Here is an 18,581-nt window from a genome sequence, read left to right as displayed (position 1 = left end):
TAAGAAGTGCATCATAAATGAACACCCCATGCTGCGCAATTTTTATACAGCACTCAGGACTGATTAAATTTAAACAACGGTAGCAGGTAGCGCTGCGCCTCTTCCGTGATAGCCTCGAAGTACTCTGGCTCAAGCGTTCGCCATAAGCGCTGATACCAGACATCTTCACCTTCACCCCGCACCATCATATTTCCTTCGTAGGCCTGCATAAATTTACTGCGTGCTTTCTGCAGGGAAGACTCATCCGTTAACATCGCATCATTCTGTGCGTCATAACAGGCTTTTATCCAGGCACCGCCACTTTCCGGCAGTAGCAGGAGCGGTTTGTTCATTCCCTGACGGTAGCCCTCAATATACAAAGACAGATACCGTAAGGCCTGTTCAGACTCCATCGGCGGGAAGCGCCATTCGCCCTCTTTGCGCACGAAAATCCGGCTTTCACCTTTATGACCACCCGCACTGTAGACAAGATGTTCCAGCCAGAGTTGCAACCCCTGGGAAACGCTAAGCATAGAGGGCCGCCAGCGCAGCAGCCCGTCCGGCTGAACCTGGGTTAACCAGCCCGTGAGCTCTACGCCATTACAGTTGAGATCGATTTCAATACTTTTGCCCGGCTGCCGGCACGCTCTCACACGCTCTGCGAGGGCGGTCATCTCCTGACACTGCGACTCCCAGACAATTTCCCCGAACGCCCCATAGGGCAACTGCCCTGCAGCACGGTAGCGGCGGTAAAGTTTGTTAGCATCTTCCTCTTCAACCAGCGCATTCAGCAGCTGGAGGTTTAGCTGATAGCGCTCCAGCCCTTCCAGCGTAAAAGGCTCTGCATCCGGAATTTCGCTCTCTTCAGAACGGAAGTTGACCTGCAGTCGCTGCTGGAAGAAGGCCCGCACCGGATGCGCCCAAAAGCGCTGAAGCTGTTCGAAAGTCAGGGTTTTAATGGGCAGCGGGTCAAGCGTCTGAATGAAATCCGTATGCGCATTCCCCTCCCTTTTCGCCGCCGGTAGCCACTCCTGTGCATAGCTCTGGCGCTCGCTGGCCGTGTAGTTCACCGGGTCAAACGGCATGCGGCTGTGGAAACAGGTGATATGGGCTTTCACCCTCTGCTCGCTTTCATCGCAGTTGCGCTCTTCATCCCCCGGCAGATAGTGGCTCTGGCCGATATAGTCCACCAGCTCCTGCACCAGAACGGAGGGGAAACGCTCGCTGTTGTCCTGAATGGAACGGCCGATATAGCTGATATAGAGCTTATTCTGGGCAGAAATGAGCGCCTCAAGGAAGAGGTAGCGGTCATCATCACGGCGGCTACGGTCGCCCCGTTTTGGATTTGCGTTCATCAAATCGAACCCCAGCGGCGCCAGCGCGCGCGGATAAACGCCGTCGTTCATGCCAAGCAGACAGACCACTTTAAACGGGATAGAACGCATTGGCATCAGGGTGCAGATATTGATGGGGCCCGCCAGGAAACGCTGGCTGATTCGCTCCTGGTCAAGCCGCTGCGTCAACTCATCTCTCAACAGCGACAACGGGATGGCCTCCTGATAGTGGGAATTCACGCCTTCGTCGATGATAGCCTGCCACTGCGTTTCAATGAGTGCCATTGCCGCTTCGGTGTCACTGTCTGGCAGGAAGAAATCATTAAGCAACGCTCTGCAAACCGGAAGCCACGCTTCAAGCGGACGCGGCTGCAGCAGCTCGTGTCGCCAGCGGTTAAGCTGCATCAGGAGTGACGCTAAATGCCCCACCAGTTCAGCAATTAACCCGCTGGACTCATCGTAAGGCAGCACCTCGTTCCACTCGCCCTGGCTGCTTTCCATGGCGTAGCCCAGCAGCATACGCGTCAGGCCAAATCGCCACGTGTGCTGCCCGGTTGGAGGCAGTTCGAACTCCTGGACGTTATCGTCATCGATCCCCCAGCGAACGCCAGACTCATTCACCCACTGGCGAAGGTAGCGCAGGCCCTCTTCATTGATGTTGAAGCGTGCAGCCAGCACGGGAACATCCAGTAACGCCAGGACATCTTCGGAGATAAAGCGGCTATCCGGCAATGAAAGCAGCGTGATAAATGCCTGCAATACCGGATGCGACTGGCGGGCACGACGGTCAGAGATAGCGTAAGGCAGGTATCGATCGCCCGTCGCACTGCCAAAGACGGCCTGAATAAAGGGACTGTAGCTGTCGATATCTGCCACCATCACCACGATATCGCGTGGCGTCAGTTCGGGATCGTCCTGCAGCATCGCCAGCAGCTGGTCGTGAAGCACTTCGACCTCACGCTGCGGACTATGGCAAACATGGATCGCGATACTGCGATCGTCAGCGTCCAGCTTCCGCTTGCTGTCGCTGCGTTCGAACTCGCTCGCCGTCACGCCCATCACGGCACGGTTTTCCAGATCCAGAATATCTAACTGAACATGGTGAAGCAGGCTATCGGGGGCAATCTCAACAAAGGCATCCACATCGCCTTCACCTGATGAAGTGATGTCTGAAAGCATGTGAATGTAGTCACGCCCCAGCTTCCCCCATGAGGCAAGCAGCGGATTGGGCAGGTTCTGGGTACCGTCTTCATCGAAAAGCTGCCCGGCAGTCGAGCCGTCTTTAAACAGCGGGACGGAACGTTCTTCAAAAAGGCGTTTTCTTTGGCGAGTGACCAGCCGCGCAAGCCAACGTTCGTCGAGGATATCCCCCCAATATTGTCGGCAGGGGTTGGTAAACAAAATATGAATATCAAGATGTTTACCCAGCGCATTCAACGCCTTCAGATAAACAGGCGGTAATGCGGATATCCCGCAGATAAAGACGCGTGACGGCAGTCGGGCCGGGCGCTCCGACGCATTCTCGAGTATTGAGATAAACCGATCGTACAGGTTGGCACGGTGCCACTTCGGCTGGCCAAGTTTCTCCGTATGCTCTACCAGCGCTTTCCACAGCGGTGCCTGCCATATTTGCGCCTCGGGTAGCCCTTCAACCAACTCGCCCGCTTCCCACCGAATTAACCAGTCAGAACGGTAAACAAGGTATTGGTCATAGAGATCGGCGGTGCGCGACGCCAGCTGGAACAGCTTGCGCTTATCCGTATCGTCATTGAGGTAGTGCCGCAGCATGGCAAATTCATCGCGCTGCAGCATTTCCGGCAGCAGCGCCATCAGCTTCCAGCTCATGCTCTGCTTGTTAAAGGCGCTCTGCTCCGGGATGTCCGGCAACACGCGAACGAACATGTCCCAGATAAAGCTCGCGGGCAGCGGAAAATCAATATTCGCGGCTATGCCAAATTTACGGGAAAGCGACATTTGCAGCCACTGTGCCATACCGGTGCTCTGCACCAGCACCATTTCGGGCTCAAAAGGATCGTCAAGCCGCTCGCGCTCAACGATAAATTCCATCAGTGCTTCCAGCACATCCAGACGATTTGAGTGGTAGACCCTTAACATAGACGCTCCCGACTACTGGCTAACCGGGCAATGCAGACGCGTTATCTCACCGCGCCGCCCCAGAGGAGAAATAAGTGTAACCGTGATGCTGACACATCCTGCGTGCGTTGTCTGCCCCCGACTGGCCTGCCAGCCTGCGGGGAGAACATTTGTTGAGAGCTGAGACTGATTCCAGGTATGGTGCCAGAGCTGGCGATACTGGTTAAACACGGTAAACCGCGCCGCCAGCGCCCGGTGATAACCCGACAGAGCCGTCACGACGATCACCATCAGCATCATCGCCAGCAGGACCTCCACCATGCTAAACCCTTTTTCTCTGCTCACGGCAGCTGACATAACGCGCTCTCCTTAAGGGGGCAAAAATCACTCCAGCCGTGAGGCGAAAAGTGAATTTTCCCGTCGACAATCTCTCCCGCGCGCCAGAGCAGCAGACCGCTGTCTCCGGCAATCAGTAACACACGCGCCTCACTCAGCTGGCGTAAACACACTCGCCACGCCGATGCCTTTTTGCACTGAACCTGTGGCTCCGACGACCAGGTCTGAACCCGTCCCCACTCAAGCGCGGACTGTACCGTCGCCTGTTGCAGAAGCGAGCGACTCTCACCGCCAACGAGCGCACTAAACGTTGTAAGCTGCTGATTGAGACCCGTGAGGATCAGGGTACCGAGCACCAGTAAAAGCAGAACCAGCGCCAGCGAAGACATTCCGCGTTGACGGTTCACAGGTTGTACCCCGTGACCGTATACAACGCCTGCCAGGGCTCCCCCTGCTCGCCTTTACGCATCGCGGCCAGTTCGATATTCACCTCTGGCGCAAAACCGGTATGTTCCACTTTCCTCACCACAAAATGCGCGATCGAAAGCCTGTCCGGGTCGGTGAGCTTTTCCCATCCTTTTCCTTCACACGACGTCGCCCCACGCTGAGTTTCCAGCGCGCCCGATTCCAGACGAAAACCGGTGCTGTCATTTTCTGATGCCGTGTTATCCCAGTTGCCGTTACTGTTGGCATCCCACCGTACAATGACGCAACCTCCAAGCCTCGCGGTCACCAGCGCCTGTCCCTGACAGTTTCCCGCGCAGTACCCCGCACGCTGAAGCTGTTTACCCAGGGCAAACAGGTGTTGCCAGACCTCCTCCTCCAGTTCTCTCTGGCCGGATTGCAGTAAGACCGCCCGCTGCAATCCGGGTAAAAAACGCGATGCGCTTATCAGCAAAAGGCTGCTAATCGCCGTGGCAATCAGAACTTCAGTCAGTGAGAAACCGCGCTGCCTCATCAACATGAACCTCCTTCAGAGACCTTACACATCCTGATGCGTCCTCCATTTGAGACAATAATCAGCCATTCTCCAGCACGGCTTTGCACGCGTATCCGCCCAGCCCATGCCGTATCCCTTAATCCATAGAACCCTAATGACGGCGTTACCTCGCCGATCGCGACCTCCGGCCAGAGTGGAATCAGTACAAAGGGACTGCCCTTCTCACAGCCCTGTCCGGCAGAGCTCACCAGACAGTCCCGGCCTCCCACCCGCTGACGGGTAATTACATAGTCGCGGTTGTGGCGGTTGGCATGGTTGCGCAGAAACAGCAGGTAATCTCGCACCTGACTGGCGGTTTGCCACAGCCGCTGCTGCCGTTGCCAGCTGTCCCAGCCGTACAGACCTGAGGCGCTGAGGATAACGACAAGCGAAATGGCGACCAGCGTTTCGACAAGCGTAAAACCGTTCTCTTTTTTCATACGGGGAGTGTGGCGAAGCGCCGTGGACATGACGAGCGACGGTTCCTCGTTTTACGAGGTGTTATCCGGAGAATTGGGAGAGTTGCAGCGCGTTGCACGCTTTGTGGATAACGCCTCGGGAAACGGGATAAAGGCGAAAAAAAACCGGCGCTAAACAGCACCGGTTGTGTCACGCTTTATCGCATCTAGATAGCGACGGGCGCTTTAATGCCCGGATGCGGGTCGTAACCCTCAATCTCGAAATCATCAAAGCGGTAGTCGAAGATTGATGCCGGTTTGCGTTTGATAATCAGCTTCGGCAGAGCACGCGGTTCGCGGGTCAGCTGGAGATGCGTCTGTTCCATGTGGTTGCTGTAAAGATGGGTATCCCCACCGGTCCAGACAAAATCACCCACTTCCAGGTCGCACTGCTGCGCCATCATGTGGACTAACAGCGCATAGCTGGCAATGTTAAACGGCAGACCGAGGAACACGTCACAGGAGCGCTGGTAGAGCTGGCAGGAAAGCTTTCCATCCGCCACATAGAACTGGAAGAACGCGTGGCACGGTGCCAGCGCCATTTTATCCAGCTCGCCGACGTTCCAGGCGGAAACGATGATTCGGCGCGAGTCCGGATCGTTTTTCAGCTGGTTCATCACGGTGGTGATCTGGTCAATATGGCGGCCATCAGGCGTTGGCCATGCGCGCCACTGCTTGCCATAGACCGGGCCCAGGTTGCCGTTTTCATCTGCCCACTCGTCCCAGATTGAGACGTTATTTTCGTGCAGATACGCAACGTTGGTATCGCCTTGCAGGAACCAGAGCAGTTCATGAATGATCGAGCGCAGGTGGCAGCGCTTTGTCGTCACCAGCGGGAAGCCTTCTTGCAGATTGAAGCGCATCTGGTGGCCAAAAATGGAGAGCGTACCGGTACCGGTGCGGTCGTTTTTCGGCGTGCCCTCATCGAGCACTTTTTTCATCAATTCAAGATACTGTTTCATGGTTCCTCAGGAAATTTGTTGCTGTGGACGACGACGATACGCCCAAATCATCATAATGGCACCCGCGACAATCATCGGAATGGAGAGGATCTGCCCCATGCTGATGTACTGTACCCACTCGCCGGTAAACTGTGCGTCTGGCTGACGGAAGAACTCGACGATAATACGGAATGCGCCGTAGCCGATCAGGAACAGGCCGGAGACAGCGCCCATCGGACGCGGTTTGCGGATAAACAGGTTGAGGATGATAAACAGCACCACACCTTCCAGCGCCAGCTCGTACAGCTGGGACATATGGCGCGGCAGCACGCCGTAGGTATCGAAAATGGACTGCCACTCCGGATGTGATGGCAGCAGCGCGATATCTTCTGCGCGGGAGCCCGGGAAGAGCATCGTGTACGGCACGCTCGGGTCGACACGCCCCCACAGCTCGCCGTTGATAAAGTTGCCCAGACGGCCAGCGCCGAGACCAAACGGGATCAGCGGTGCGATAAAATCTGAAACCTGGAAGAAGTTGCGTTTGGTGCGTTTAGCAAAAATCACCATTACCAGGATCACCCCAATCAGGCCGCCATGGAAGGACATGCCGCCGTCCCAGACGCGGAACAGATAGAGAGGATCATTCAGGAATACCGGGAAGTTATAGAACAGCACATACCCAATACGGCCACCGAGGAACACGCCGAGGAAGCCCGCATAAAGCAGGTTTTCAACTTCGTTTTTAGTCCAGCCGCTGCCCGGACGGCTGGCGCGACGGCCAGCGAGCCACATGGCAAAAATGAAGCCCACCAGGTACATCAGACCGTACCAGTGAAGCGAAACAGGTCCTACTGAGAAAATGACCGGATCAAATTCCGGAAAATGCAGATAACCACTGTTCATCTGTCACCACAAGATGTTGTTATTCCGCTGAAAGTGGACAGCGGTAGAAATGCGATTCTGCTGTAAGCAGAGGCTCCAAAGTTGCGAATCATAGCATAAGGCGGGCGCGGAGGATGCGCCAGAGATGTAAAAGATGTGTATAGGGTTTTATGCGCGCTGGTGCCTTCTCCCCTAAGGCTGAGGAATCCCCAGTAATTTTTTTTACCTGAAGCGATGAACGTTGCATCAGCAAAATTCACGACTTACAGCGACGCCCTGGTCCGGCGGTAAATCGCCGAAGCGGCGATTGAGCCGCCATGGCACGTTCACAGGTCATGTCGTTACAGAGTAGCAAGGAACATAAAGTGAACGGAATGACCGCCAGTGCCGTATGTTCCCCCTCACCCCAGTCCTCTCCCTCAAGGGAGAGGGGGTCGTCCGTGTTGGCATTATTTTGTGGGGAACCCTCAGCCCACAGAGAGAGGGCGAAAGACGATTAGCGGCCGCCGCGGATCAGGCCACCCATACCGCGTCGTTCCATAAACGCCGCGACCTGATGACGAACCTCAGCTGTCAGCTGCGCGTCAAGGCTGCGTTCAGCCAGCTCGCGGGCATCATTGATGTCGATATGCCGCAACAGGTATTTCACGCGGGCGACGGCGCGACCGTTCATCGACAGATGGCGGAATCCCAGACCAATCAGGATCGCAACACACATTGAATCCCCGGCCATTTCACCGCACAGGCGTAAATCAATGCCGTACTGTTCCGCTTCACGGGCGATCATCGCTAACGCGCGAATGATCGCCGGATGCAGGCTATCGTAGATACTGGCGACGCGGGTATTGTTACGGTCGACGGCCAGAATATATTGCGTCAGGTCGTTCGTGCCGACAGAGATAAAATCAACACGGTTTGCCAGCTGCGGCAGCATAAAGACCATAGACGGCACTTCAAGCATCACCCCGATCCGTGGTTTCGGGATCGCATAGCCGATCATCTCTTCCACTTCACGTCCCGCACGTTCGATCAGGCGTCGGGCTTCGTCGATCTCGTCAATGCTGGTGACCATCGGCAATAAAATGCTGAGGTTGCCCGTCGCCGCGTTGGCGCGCAGCATCGCACGCACCTGGATCAGGAAGATCTCCGGCTGATCGAGCGTAATGCGGATCCCACGCCAGCCCAGGCACGGGTTTTCTTCGCTGATCGGCATATAGGGCAGCTGTTTATCCGCGCCGACATCCAGGGTTCGCAAGGTGACAGGTTTGTCGTTAAACATCTGCAGCATCCCCTGATACTGCGCCACCTGCTCCTCTTCAGAGGGGAAACCGCTCTGCAGCATGAACGGGATTTCAGTACGGTATAAACCAATACCGTCGATGCGGCTGCCAAGCTTTTCTTCATGCTCAGGGCTTAAACCGGCGTTGAGCATGACTTTGATCCGCTCACCGCTCTTAAGCTGTGCGGGCAGGTTAACGTCATCTTCCGCCAGCTTGCTTAATTCATTCTCTTCGCTGATAAGACGCTGGTATTCCTGGAGCAGAACCGGCTCAGGATCGACCAGCAGCTCACCGCGATAGCCGTCAACCACCAGCGTACGGCGGTGCAGTACCGACGGCTGGATATCCGCTCCCATAACGGTTGGAATACCCAGCGCGCGCACCATAATGGCGGCGTGCGAGTTGGCAGCACCATCGCGCACCACGACACCGGCCAGCCTGTCCTGAGGCAGTTCAGCCAGCGTCGTTGCCGAGAGCTCATCGGCGACCAGAACAAACCGTTTTGGCCAGGCATTCGGCCCCTGAATGGTGTCATCAAGATGGAACAGCAGACGTTGTCCCAGGGCGCGGAGATCTCCAGCCCGTTCTTTCAGGTAACCGTCGGTCAATGCCGCAAATTGGTCGGCAAATTTTTCGATAACCTTCTTAACCGCCCACTCCGCGACCGAGCCTTTATCCACTTCCACAAAAAGCTCACGACGCAGACGTGCATCGGAGAGCAGGTGCGAATAGAGGTCGAAGATGGCCGCCGTCTCTTTTTGCGCGCCTGCGGCAAAGCGCTTGCTGTAACGACGAAATTCATTCGCCGCCTCTTCCAGCGCGGCGGTAAGACGCTCGCGCTCAAGCGCTTCATCAAGCGTTGAGGCTTCGTAAACCTGCTCCATTAACGGCAGCGTGGCGTCCATCCAGCCTTCCGCTATCGCCACGCCTGGCGATGCCGGAAGGGCACGAATGCGCGTATGGCGATACTGACCAAAGAGCGCGGCAAGCTGGGACTGGGAGAGGATCGCCGCCATCTGCGTGGCCAGCGTGACGAGGAAAGACTCTTCGCTTTCATCGTACTGACGTAGCTCGCGCTGCTGGACGACCAGCACGCCGAGCAGCTGGCGACGCTGGATAATCGGCACGCCAAGGAAAGCGCGGAAGCGCTCTTCTTTTACGGAAGGGATGTATTTAAAGCTGGGGTGTTTTTGTGCGTCAGCAAGGTTGATAGGTTCAGCCAGCCGACCAACCAGACCCACGATACCTTCATCAAATGCGAGCGTTACGGTGCGTCCACGTGGTTTTTTCAAACCACGGGTCGCCATCAGGTAATAGCAGCGCCGATCGTGGTCGGCCAGATACACCGAACAGACCTCGGTTTCCATCGCAAGACAGATGTCAGTGACCAGAATATTCAGCGCCTCGTTCAGACGCGGAGCACTGGCCACCTTCTCGACTATTTCTCGCAAGCGGGTGAGCATGATTTGCGTAGCTTAACCTCTTTTACGTCGCCAGGCAGGTGCGCTCTGCGGCTTAGGCGGGATCTCCTGAAGCTGCATTACCACACTTGCAAACTCTTTCATCACCCTACGGTAAACATCGCGTTTAAATGACACGACCTGACGAACAGGATACCAATAGCTCACCCAGCGCCAGCCATCGAACTCCGGCGTACTGCTGGTTTGCATATTGATGTCTGAATCGTTGCCCACCAACTGCAACAGAAACCACTTCTGTTTCTGGCCGATACAAACCGGCTTTGTGTCCCAACGCACCAAACGTTTCGGTAACTTGTAACGCAACCAGTTGCGGGTCGAAGCCAGGATGCGAACATCTTTTCGGCTTAAACCGACCTCTTCAAAAAGCTCCCGGTACATCGCTTGTTCTGGGGACTCTCCCGGATTGATCCCGCCTTGCGGGAACTGCCAGGAGTGCTGACCATATCGCCGGGCCCACATTACCTGGCCCTGACGATTACAAATTACTATTCCTACGTTCGGGCGGTAGCCATCGTCATCAATCACCGGACTACCCCAAACTAAACCTTATATATGAATGATTGTTTCACACTACAGGGAGGCGGTAAACCACTCTCTTACAGGGCTGCAACCTAATAACATTTGAATAACTCACAAATAAGTGCTGAGTTATAAACAGATGAGAGTCAGTGAAGGGAATTTTATTCACCTTTTCTGTGGATATAGTTGTGAAGAAGTGTCTGATTACCGATGAACAACCTCAAACGCTGCCGTGCCCCCTCTTTCAACCGAATTAAATAATGCAATTATTTTCATATAGTTAAATGTAATTCCATGAACACAAAACAGAATAGCGTGACGATCGTCACATCAGGGATCGTCGTGCTGATGAAAGATCGAACAGCGTCGGTTTTATCCACAGATTGTGCCAATAAGTTAGTCACAATTTGTCTGAAAATTCGATTTTCATCGCACGTCAAGGCTGTAAATTGAAACAGTAGTTAGGGTTATGCCCAGTTATCCCATTTTTCTGTGGATAACATGGTGTAAGATCCTGTTCATTGTCAGTGACCAGATTTGAACAACCGGTTTTCTGACTCAGGTGAAACGATTTCAAGCCAATAAAAAAACCTATAAATCATAGACATGGAATATTGGTACAGAAATAGTTAAACTCTATCCACAGGGGACAATTTCTTCGTTTATTTTTTAATCAAAAGGTTACCTTCATGCATCCGCTTACACCCTTGCTCTCACCGCCGTCCAGCGAAGGCCAATTGCTACAGCAGGCACAGCGTCTTGCAGGCTTTTCGCTTGGCGAGCTGGCGGCAATGGCAGGGCTTCAGATCCCGAAGGATCTGAAACGGGATAAAGGCTGGATCGGCATGCTGCTTGAGCTGTGGCTGGGTGCCAGCGCAGGGAGCAAACCAGAGCAGGATTTTGCAGCACTTGGCGTGGAGTTAAAAACCATTCCCATAGACAGCCAGGGGAAGCCCCTTGAAACCACCTTCGTCTGCGTTGCGCCATTAACCGGCAATACCGGCGTAACGTGGGAAACCAGCCACGTTCGCCACAAGCTGAAGCGCGTATTGTGGGTACCGGTTGAAGGTGAGCGGCAGATCCCCCTGGCTGGCCGACGCGTTGGCGCGCCGCTGCTCTGGAGCCCGAACGACGATGAAGAGCATCAGTTGCGTCTGGACTGGGAGGAGCTGATGGATATGATTGTTCTTGGGCAGGTAGAGCGCATCACCGCCCGACACGGAGAAGTATTACAACTGCGCCCGAAAGCGGCCAACAGTAAAGCGCTTACCGAGGCAATCGGCGCGCAGGGTGAGCCGATACTGACGTTGCCGCGCGGTTTTTATCTCAAAAAGAATTTCACCGGTGCACTCCTTGCACGCCATTTCCTGTTAAAAACATAGTTTTTTACTTATTTTGCTAGCTCTCAAACATAATCAACTGCTTTTTAAGATTTTACCGCTTCCTCAAGTCGCCATATCGGGTTAATACTAGATTATGATTTGATACGCGCCAGATCCAGATGAGGACGATAACGATGAAAAAATGGGCAGTGTTAGTTTCAGCAGTCGGTTTAGCGTTTGCCGTATCGGGCTGTAGCAGCGATTACGTCATGGCGACAAAAGATGGTCGAATGATCCTGACCGACGGCAAACCCGAAGTCGACGATGATACCGGTCTGGTCAGCTACCGCGACCAGGAAGGTAATAAAATGCAGATCAATCGCGACGAAGTATCGCAAATTATCGAGCGATAAACAGAGAGAGGTCAGTAGCTTGCTGGCCTTTTTGATTTTTTTCTTCCCCTTTTGCTTCCCCTCTGCCATGTTTATATTCCTTTGTCGGGCACGCCCTGACGCGGTCTATAAGTCTACTGAGGAAGCCGGCTATGCATTATCACCGTATCCCCCACAGCGCTCTGGAAATAAGCCAACTGGGGTTGGGCACGATGACATTTGGTGAACAAAACAGCGAAGCCGATGCCCATGCACAACTCGATTACGCCGTCAGCCAGGGGATTAACCTGATTGATGTCGCAGAGATGTACCCTGTTCCTCCACGTCCGGAAACGCAGGGGCTTACCGAAACCTACGTCGGTAACTGGCTGGCAAAACACGGCAACCGTGAAAAGCTGGTGATTGCCTCAAAAGTCAGTGGCCCCGCACGCAACAACGATACCGGGATCCGCCCGAATCAGATCCTCGATCGCAAGAATATCCGCGCTGCACTGGACGCCAGCCTGAAGCGCCTGCAAACTGACTACCTCGACCTGTATCAGGTGCACTGGCCGCAGCGTCCAACCAACTGCTTTGGTAAGCTCGGCTACAGCTGGAATGAGAGTGCCCCCGCCGTAACGCTGCTGGAAACGCTGGAAGCGCTAACCGAGTGCCAGCGCGCGGGAAAAATCCGCTACATTGGCGTCTCTAACGAAACGGCCTTTGGCGTAATGCGCTATCTGCACCTTGCTGATAAACACAATCTGCCGCGTATCGTCACCATCCAGAACCCATACAGCCTGCTTAACCGCAGCTATGAGGTGGGTCTGGCCGAAGTGACGCAATATGAAGAAGTGGAACTGCTCGCCTACTCCTGTCTCGGCTTTGGCACGCTGACGGGGAAATACCTGAACGGCGCGAAACCGGCCGGGGCGCGAAATACCCTCTTTAGCCGCTTTACCCGCTACAGCGGCGAGCAGACGCAGAAAGCCGTTGCAGCCTATGTGGATATTGCAAAACGTCACGGTCTTGACCCTGCGCAGATGGCGCTGGCCTTCGTGCGTCGCCAGCCGTTTGTTGCCAGCACCCTGCTGGGCGCGACCACTCTGAAACAGTTGAAAACCAATATTGAGAGTTTCCAACTGAACCTGAGTGAAGAGGTGTTAGCGGAGATTGAAGCGGTGCACCAGGTTTATACGTATCCTGCACCGTAATAAAAGCAAAACGGCAACGCACGTTGCCGTTTTTAGGGTTTGCCCCCTCTCCCCGTGGGAGAGGGCCGGGATGAGGGCATCAGGCCGCACTTATCAACGCCGACGCTGCCAGATCCACAAACCCGCAATCGCCAGCGCAAACAGCCCACCAAACCCGACGCCAATCCCCACCACCGGCACACCCACTTTTACCGCCAGCGAGTAGAGCCCCAGCATTAACAGCATCGCCAGGTTTTCACCCAGGTTTTGTACCGCGATGGCATTCCCCGCCCCGACGGTCTGCTTGCCACGTTCCTGCAGTAACGCGTTCAGCGGAACCACGAAGAAACCGCCCAGAATACCAATCAGGATGAGGAGAACATACGCAGGTAATAACGCATGTTGCAGCGAGAAAATAAGCACCACGACGCCAATCAGGATCCCTGCGGGCATGCAGCGTGCTACCGTCTCGAGCGTCACCAGCTTCGCCGCCGCGCCGGCTCCCACCACAATGCCGATGGCCACCATCGCATTAAGATAGGTCGGTGTTGCGTTGTCAGTAATCCCCAGCGCCACCGGCACCCACAGCACCAGCAGGAAGCGCAGCGTGACGCCCGCGCCCCAGAACATACTGGTCCCCATCAGGGAGAAACGCGTTTCACCGTTACGCCACAGCACGCGACAGGCGGTAAAGAAACTGCCGGTCATCGGTTTAAAGCGCCAGGATTGCCCCGGGCGAGCCACTGGCAGCCTGGGAATAAACAGGTTCGCCACGACCGCGCCGCCATACACTACCGCGCATACGCCCAGTGCCGCCAGAACATGCCAGTCGGCCAGTACGCCACCCGCGACGGATCCGAGCAGGATAGCGGCAATGGTTGACGACTCCATCAGACCGTTGGCTTTCACCAGCTTATCGCCCGTGGTCAGCTCTCCGAGAATGCCATACTTCGCCGGGGAGTAGGCGGCGGCGCCAATGCCCACCAGCGTGTAGCCAATAAACGGATTGAAACCAAAGCAAATACTGGCGGCGCCCAGCAGCTTCAGGCCGTTGGCAAACATCATCACCCGGCCTTTCGGGAAACTGTCCGCCACCTGCCCTACGAACGGAGCAAAGATAATGTAAGCGCCCACAAACACCATCTGCAGGATCGGCTGGCTCCAGTCGGGGTAATACTCGGCTTTCAGCAGCGCCAGAGTGGCAAACAGCAGCGCGTTATCACCGAACGCAGAGAGAAACTGTGCGGCGATGACGGCCATCATGCCTTTCGACCTGAGCGATGTGTTAGTGTGTACTGACTCACGCATTTTGCTGTTCTGCCTCTTCAACCATGCCTTTCAGGGTCACGAAATCGGGCTTCCAGCTACCCAGCACCGGGAGCTGCTTCAGGTAGCGAATATCGCGCGGCACTGCCAGTTCAGGAATACCGTGTTCACGCGCATAGCTTAGTAACCTGTCGCGCTTAAGCTCAGCGTCGGTGGTAAACAGCACCAGCGCCTCGCCTTTGCTGGCATCACTCTTCACCACCGTCGCATGCATCTTATCCGCGGACACGGCCGTCGCCAGTTGCTCAACCATTTCCAGAGAGACCATTTCACCGGCGATTTTAGCGAAGCGTTTCGCGCGCCCCTGAATCTGTACGAAGCCTTGTTCATCAAAACGGACAATATCACCGGTGTCGTACCAGCCGGTTTCAACCTCGCCGTTGACGTTTTCCGCCGTCGGCACCTCCAGCCGGCCTGGGTTTTCCACGCGCAGGTAACCGTTCATCACGTTTGGCCCTTTCAGCTGCAGACGGCCACCGTCCTCAATGCCCGGCACGGCCAGCAGACGCGCATCCATTCCCGGCAGAATTCGGCCCACCGTCCCCGGTTTCGCCGCCATCGGTACGTTAATCGAGACCACGGGAGCACACTCGGTAACGCCATAACCTTCGAGAATGCGCAGGCCAAACTTGTCCTGCCAGATTTGACGCGTGCTCTCCTGCAGTTTTTCCGCGCCAGCCACTACATACCGCACGCGATAGAAGTCATACGGATTGGCAAATCGCGCATAGTTCCCCAGGAAGGTTGAGGTGCCGAACAGGACGGTGCAGTTACGGTCATACACCAGTTCCGGCACAATGCGGTAATGCAGCGGGCTTGGATAGAGGAACACTTCTGCGCCGGTCAGTAGCGGCGTAAACAGCCCCACCGTCAGGCCAAAGGAGTGGAACAGCGGCAGCGCCGACATAAAGCGGTCATTCGCGGTAAAGTCAGCGATCGTTTTGATCTGCTCAACGTTCGCCAGAATGCTTTTGTGACTGTGAACAACACCTTTCGGGTTGCCCTCCGATCCCGACGTGAAGAGGATAATCGCGTCATCTTCCGGCTGCTGTTTGACCTGCGCCAGACGCGGCATCAGCAGATGCGCAAAAATCCACAGCTTGTCGCCGGTGGTCACGTCCGCTTTCAGATCCTCCAGGAAGACCCAGCGCACCTGGGTGAGCTGCTCGGGAAGATGCCAGAGCTTGCCTTTGTCCAGGAACTGACGAGAGGTAAAGACGGTATTAATCTGGGCAGCGGTGATGGCGCTGGTCAGCCCTTTCACCCCCGCCGTGTAGTTCATCATTGCCGGAATGCGCCCCCGGGAAACCGCGCCAAAAATCACCGCCGCGCTGATGCCCGCGTTAGGCAGCATCAGGCCAATTTTTTCGCCCTTTTTGCTGTACTTCTCAAGAATGCGGCCCACAAACAGGGTCTTGGTCAGCAGTTTGCGATAGGTATCCGGGGTAAAGTTGATGTCTTCGATACAGTTTTTCTTCGCGCCATAGCGGTGCTGCGCGGAAAGCAGAGATTCGTACAGCGTTTGACGCGGACGCACTGCCATGCGCGCTTCCATCATAATCTGGTGCAGCATTTCCCCGGCGATTTTACGGCGATCGCGGGCACGCGGCGCTTCCGGCATTGGCAATGACGTTGGCGGCAGAATGTGCAGGGTTATTTTGGGGAATAAACGCTGCTTCACCAGCCCCTTCAGGCGGCTGAAATGGGTAAGCTCTGCGCCTGCAATGCGCAGTGGTACCACGGTCGCTTTTGACTTCGCCGCGACAAACCCCGCACCGTCGTAGATTTTCATCAGCGAACCGGTCACTGAAATACGCCCTTCCGGGAAAATGACCACCGGACGGCCCTGCTCGACCAGACGCACCAGATGCTTAATCATCATCGGCTTTGTCGGGTCGAGCGGCACAAAATCAATCAACGGCGTGAGCCAGCGCATGTACCACTGCTGGCTGATAGAGGTATATATCGCAAACACCGGGCGCACGGGCAGAAACAGCGCCAGCAGGATGCCGTCTATAAAGGAAACATGATTTGGCGTGATGAGAACACGTTCGCCGCGAAGCGCCTGGACATCGCCAGTGATGCGGATGCGAAAGAGAATACGGAATAGTGTACGAAAGAACCCAAATAGCATCTCAACTCCCTTTGCCAGCCAGTGTGGAGGGTTGATAGTAAATGGTGGCAGATTACACGAGAAGTGATACGGGAGCGACAGCAAAAGTGGAGACGAAAAAAAACCTGCGCATCCGCGCAGGTTGGTGCAAGAGATGAGTACGAAACCGTACTAAGAATTCTCACCAATCAATACCTCTGGGATCTCGACTGTATCAACCTCTTTAACGTCCTCGCCATCGGACAATCGCAACAGCCTGAGGCAAAGTGTAACCAAAGGTTCAAATTGACATTCTTCAGACATGACTCCGCGTGTAACGATTACACCACCAGGGTTGTCCTGCGTCACGTTTGTGGAGCGCGGAAATCCGCTCCCCTTGAATGCGCGCCGCTTTTCCGCAACACTATTTGGTGTGTAAACGCTTACCCCCAATAAGAAGGTAATGAATGGCGACAATAAAGGATGTGGCCCGTCTGGCAGGTGTGTCGGTGGCAACCGTCTCCCGTGTGATTAACGACTCCCCAAAAGCCAGTGACGCATCACGCCAGGCGGTACAAAACGCCATGGAATCCCTGAACTATCATCCCAATGCCAATGCCCGCGCGCTCGCCCAGCAGTCCACAGAAACCATTGGGCTGGTGGTGGGAGATGTTTCTGATCCCTTTTTCGGCGCTATGGTGAAAGCAGTTGAACAGGTTTCTTATCAGACAGGTAATTTTTTGCTGATCGGCAATGGCTATCATAATGAACAAAAAGAACGCCAGGCCATCGAGCAGTTGATCCGCCACCGCTGCGCGGCGCTGGTAGTTCATGCCAAAATGATCCCGGATGCCGAACTGATTCATCTGATGAAGCAGATCCCCGGGATGGTCATCATCAACCGCATTATTCCCGGGTTTGAAAAACGCTGCGTGGCGCTCGACGACCGCTACGGCGCCTGGCTTGCAACCCGTCATCTGATTCAACAGGGTCACACCCGGATTGGCTATCTCTGTTCAAATCACCCGATTTCTGATGCAGAAGACCGTCTGCAGGGCTACTACGATGCCCTGCGCGAAAACGGACTGCCGTGTAATGACCGCCTGGTGGCCTACGGTGAACCGGATGAAAGCGGCGGTGAACAGGCCATGACCGAGCTGCTGGGTCGCGGACGGAATTTCACGGCGGTTGCCAGCTATAACGACTCTATGGCCGCAGGGGCAATGGGGGTGTTGAATGACAACGGGATTGAGGTACCGGCAGAAATTTCGCTGATTGGCTTCGATGACGTGCTGGTCTCTCGCTATGTGCGCCCGCGTCTGACCACCGTGCGCTACCCGATTATCACCATGGCGACGCAGGCCGCCGAGCTGGCGTTAGCACTGGCTGAACAGCGTCAGCCGCCGGATATTACGCATCTGTTTAGCCCGACGCTGGTTCGTCGTCACTCTGTTGCGTCACCTGCGGAAGCGCAGAGCGAATAACGGTAGAGGTGAACCCGCGTGTTGGGATATTCCAGCCCATCACCGATATACTGCCAGCCGTAACGTTCGTAGAAGTCGCGGCAGGCAGACCAGAGATGCAGTTCGGCATACCCGGCTCGCGCCGCATACGCCAGGACATGCTTCTGAAGCTGTCCCGCAAGGCCTTTCCCCCGGGCGGCTTCGTCGACATACAGCGCCGCCAGCCAGGGATACAGATCCTGTCGAGTGATCAAATCGCAACGCCAGAGTCCCACAGTACCCATGAGCTGCTCATTCTCAACGGCAATAAAGGTCAGCGGCAGCGCGTCCGGCGTCTGGCTGTGATCGATAATGCTCTGAAAAAACGCGCGCGGTAGCCCGTCACCAAAAGCCTGCCAGAGCCAGTCGGTGACCTGCTCCGCATAGTGCGGTGCCTGGTAAAGCGGGAGGATGACAGTCTTTTTCACGTTTCACCTGCATTTTCTCATGTATTTGCTGGCCTGACGCCCGAGCTCGGTTCGGCGATTATTT

Annotated in this window: 16 protein-coding genes; 4 read left to right on the top strand and 12 right to left on the bottom strand. The window is 55.3% G+C overall.

The window, feature by feature from the left end:
* Nucleotides 1-53: 53 nt before the first annotated feature.
* The 9 genes from recC to rppH form a co-directional block, all read right to left on the bottom strand.
* Nucleotides 54-3,428 carry an exodeoxyribonuclease V subunit gamma gene (gene recC / locus FU672_RS22415; protein ID WP_148244873.1) on the bottom strand — a complete coding sequence of 1,125 codons (3,375 nt, stop codon included), beginning with the start codon at nucleotides 3,426-3,428 and terminating at the stop codon, nucleotides 54-56.
* A gap of 12 nt (nucleotides 3,429-3,440) precedes the next feature.
* The gene (locus FU672_RS22410) at nucleotides 3,441-3,764 is read right to left on the bottom strand and encodes a prepilin-type N-terminal cleavage/methylation domain-containing protein (RefSeq protein WP_148244872.1); all 324 of its coding nucleotides are present in this window, start codon (nucleotides 3,762-3,764) and stop codon (nucleotides 3,441-3,443) included.
* Nucleotides 3,749-4,150, bottom strand: a complete 402-nt coding sequence (locus FU672_RS22405; RefSeq protein WP_148244871.1) for a DUF2509 family protein — start codon at nucleotides 4,148-4,150, stop codon at nucleotides 3,749-3,751. The genes FU672_RS22410 and FU672_RS22405 overlap by 16 nt, the downstream gene beginning before the upstream one ends.
* Nucleotides 4,147-4,707: a prepilin peptidase-dependent protein gene (locus FU672_RS22400; protein ID WP_148244870.1), complete on the bottom strand. Its 561-nt coding sequence runs from the start codon at nucleotides 4,705-4,707 to the stop codon at nucleotides 4,147-4,149. Before FU672_RS22400 ends, FU672_RS22405 begins: the two co-directional genes overlap by 4 nt.
* Complete coding sequence (locus FU672_RS22395; protein WP_148244880.1) at nucleotides 4,701-5,162, bottom strand: prepilin peptidase-dependent protein; 462 nt, start codon at nucleotides 5,160-5,162, stop codon at nucleotides 4,701-4,703. The genes FU672_RS22400 and FU672_RS22395 overlap by 7 nt, the downstream gene beginning before the upstream one ends.
* 185 nt (nucleotides 5,163-5,347) lie before the next feature.
* Complete coding sequence (thyA, locus tag FU672_RS22390; protein ID WP_014885081.1) at nucleotides 5,348-6,142, bottom strand: thymidylate synthase; 795 nt, start codon at nucleotides 6,140-6,142, stop codon at nucleotides 5,348-5,350.
* Nucleotides 6,143-6,148: 6 nt separating this feature from the next.
* Complete coding sequence (lgt, locus tag FU672_RS22385) at nucleotides 6,149-7,024, bottom strand: prolipoprotein diacylglyceryl transferase (protein ID WP_023309046.1); 876 nt, start codon at nucleotides 7,022-7,024, stop codon at nucleotides 6,149-6,151.
* Nucleotides 7,025-7,499: 475 nt separating this feature from the next.
* Nucleotides 7,500-9,746, bottom strand: coding sequence for a phosphoenolpyruvate--protein phosphotransferase (gene ptsP, locus FU672_RS22380; RefSeq protein WP_148244869.1), 2,247 nt, complete (start codon nucleotides 9,744-9,746; stop codon nucleotides 7,500-7,502).
* A gap of 12 nt (nucleotides 9,747-9,758) precedes the next feature.
* The gene (gene rppH / locus FU672_RS22375) at nucleotides 9,759-10,289 is read right to left on the bottom strand and encodes an RNA pyrophosphohydrolase (RefSeq protein WP_013098553.1); all 531 of its coding nucleotides are present in this window, start codon (nucleotides 10,287-10,289) and stop codon (nucleotides 9,759-9,761) included.
* A 683-nt stretch (nucleotides 10,290-10,972) separates the two neighbouring features.
* On the opposite strand from rppH, the gene mutH reads away from it, so the two are divergent.
* The 3 genes from mutH (at nucleotide 10,973) to FU672_RS22360 (ending at nucleotide 13,190) form a co-directional block, all read left to right on the top strand.
* On the top strand, nucleotides 10,973-11,665 hold the full coding sequence (mutH, locus tag FU672_RS22370; protein ID WP_148244868.1) for a DNA mismatch repair endonuclease MutH: 693 nt from the start codon (nucleotides 10,973-10,975) through the stop codon (nucleotides 11,663-11,665).
* Nucleotides 11,666-11,799: 134 nt separating this feature from the next.
* Nucleotides 11,800-12,018 carry a YgdI/YgdR family lipoprotein gene (locus FU672_RS22365; RefSeq protein ID WP_008499668.1) on the top strand — a complete coding sequence of 73 codons (219 nt, stop codon included), beginning with the start codon at nucleotides 11,800-11,802 and terminating at the stop codon, nucleotides 12,016-12,018.
* Nucleotides 12,019-12,149: 131 nt separating this feature from the next.
* Entirely contained in the window at nucleotides 12,150-13,190 is a 1,041-nt protein-coding gene (locus FU672_RS22360) for an NADP(H)-dependent aldo-keto reductase (protein ID WP_148244867.1), read from the top strand.
* A 93-nt stretch (nucleotides 13,191-13,283) separates the two neighbouring features.
* On the opposite strand, the gene lplT is transcribed toward FU672_RS22360, so the two are convergent.
* Nucleotides 13,284-14,477 (bottom strand): lysophospholipid transporter LplT, encoded by a 1,194-nt coding sequence (gene lplT, locus FU672_RS22355; RefSeq protein ID WP_148244866.1) that lies wholly within the window; start codon nucleotides 14,475-14,477, stop codon nucleotides 13,284-13,286.
* Nucleotides 14,470-16,629, bottom strand: a complete 2,160-nt coding sequence (gene aas, locus FU672_RS22350; protein WP_148244865.1) for a bifunctional acyl-ACP--phospholipid O-acyltransferase/long-chain-fatty-acid--ACP ligase — start codon at nucleotides 16,627-16,629, stop codon at nucleotides 14,470-14,472. The genes lplT and aas overlap by 8 nt, the downstream gene beginning before the upstream one ends.
* A 425-nt stretch (nucleotides 16,630-17,054) precedes the next feature.
* On the opposite strand from aas, the gene galR reads away from it, so the two are divergent.
* Complete coding sequence (galR, locus tag FU672_RS22345) at nucleotides 17,055-18,071, top strand: HTH-type transcriptional regulator GalR (protein WP_032648142.1); 1,017 nt, start codon at nucleotides 17,055-17,057, stop codon at nucleotides 18,069-18,071.
* On the opposite strand, the gene FU672_RS22340 is transcribed toward galR, so the two are convergent.
* On the bottom strand, nucleotides 18,032-18,517 hold the full coding sequence (locus FU672_RS22340; RefSeq protein ID WP_148244864.1) for a GNAT family N-acetyltransferase: 486 nt from the start codon (nucleotides 18,515-18,517) through the stop codon (nucleotides 18,032-18,034). The genes galR and FU672_RS22340 overlap by 40 nt on opposite strands.
* Nucleotides 18,518-18,581: the final 64 nt, after the last annotated feature.

The organism is Enterobacter asburiae (assembly GCF_008080435.1).
Classification (GTDB): Bacteria; Pseudomonadota; Gammaproteobacteria; order Enterobacterales; family Enterobacteriaceae; genus Enterobacter; species Enterobacter asburiae_C.
This window is presented reverse-complemented; position numbering and strand designations above follow the sequence as displayed.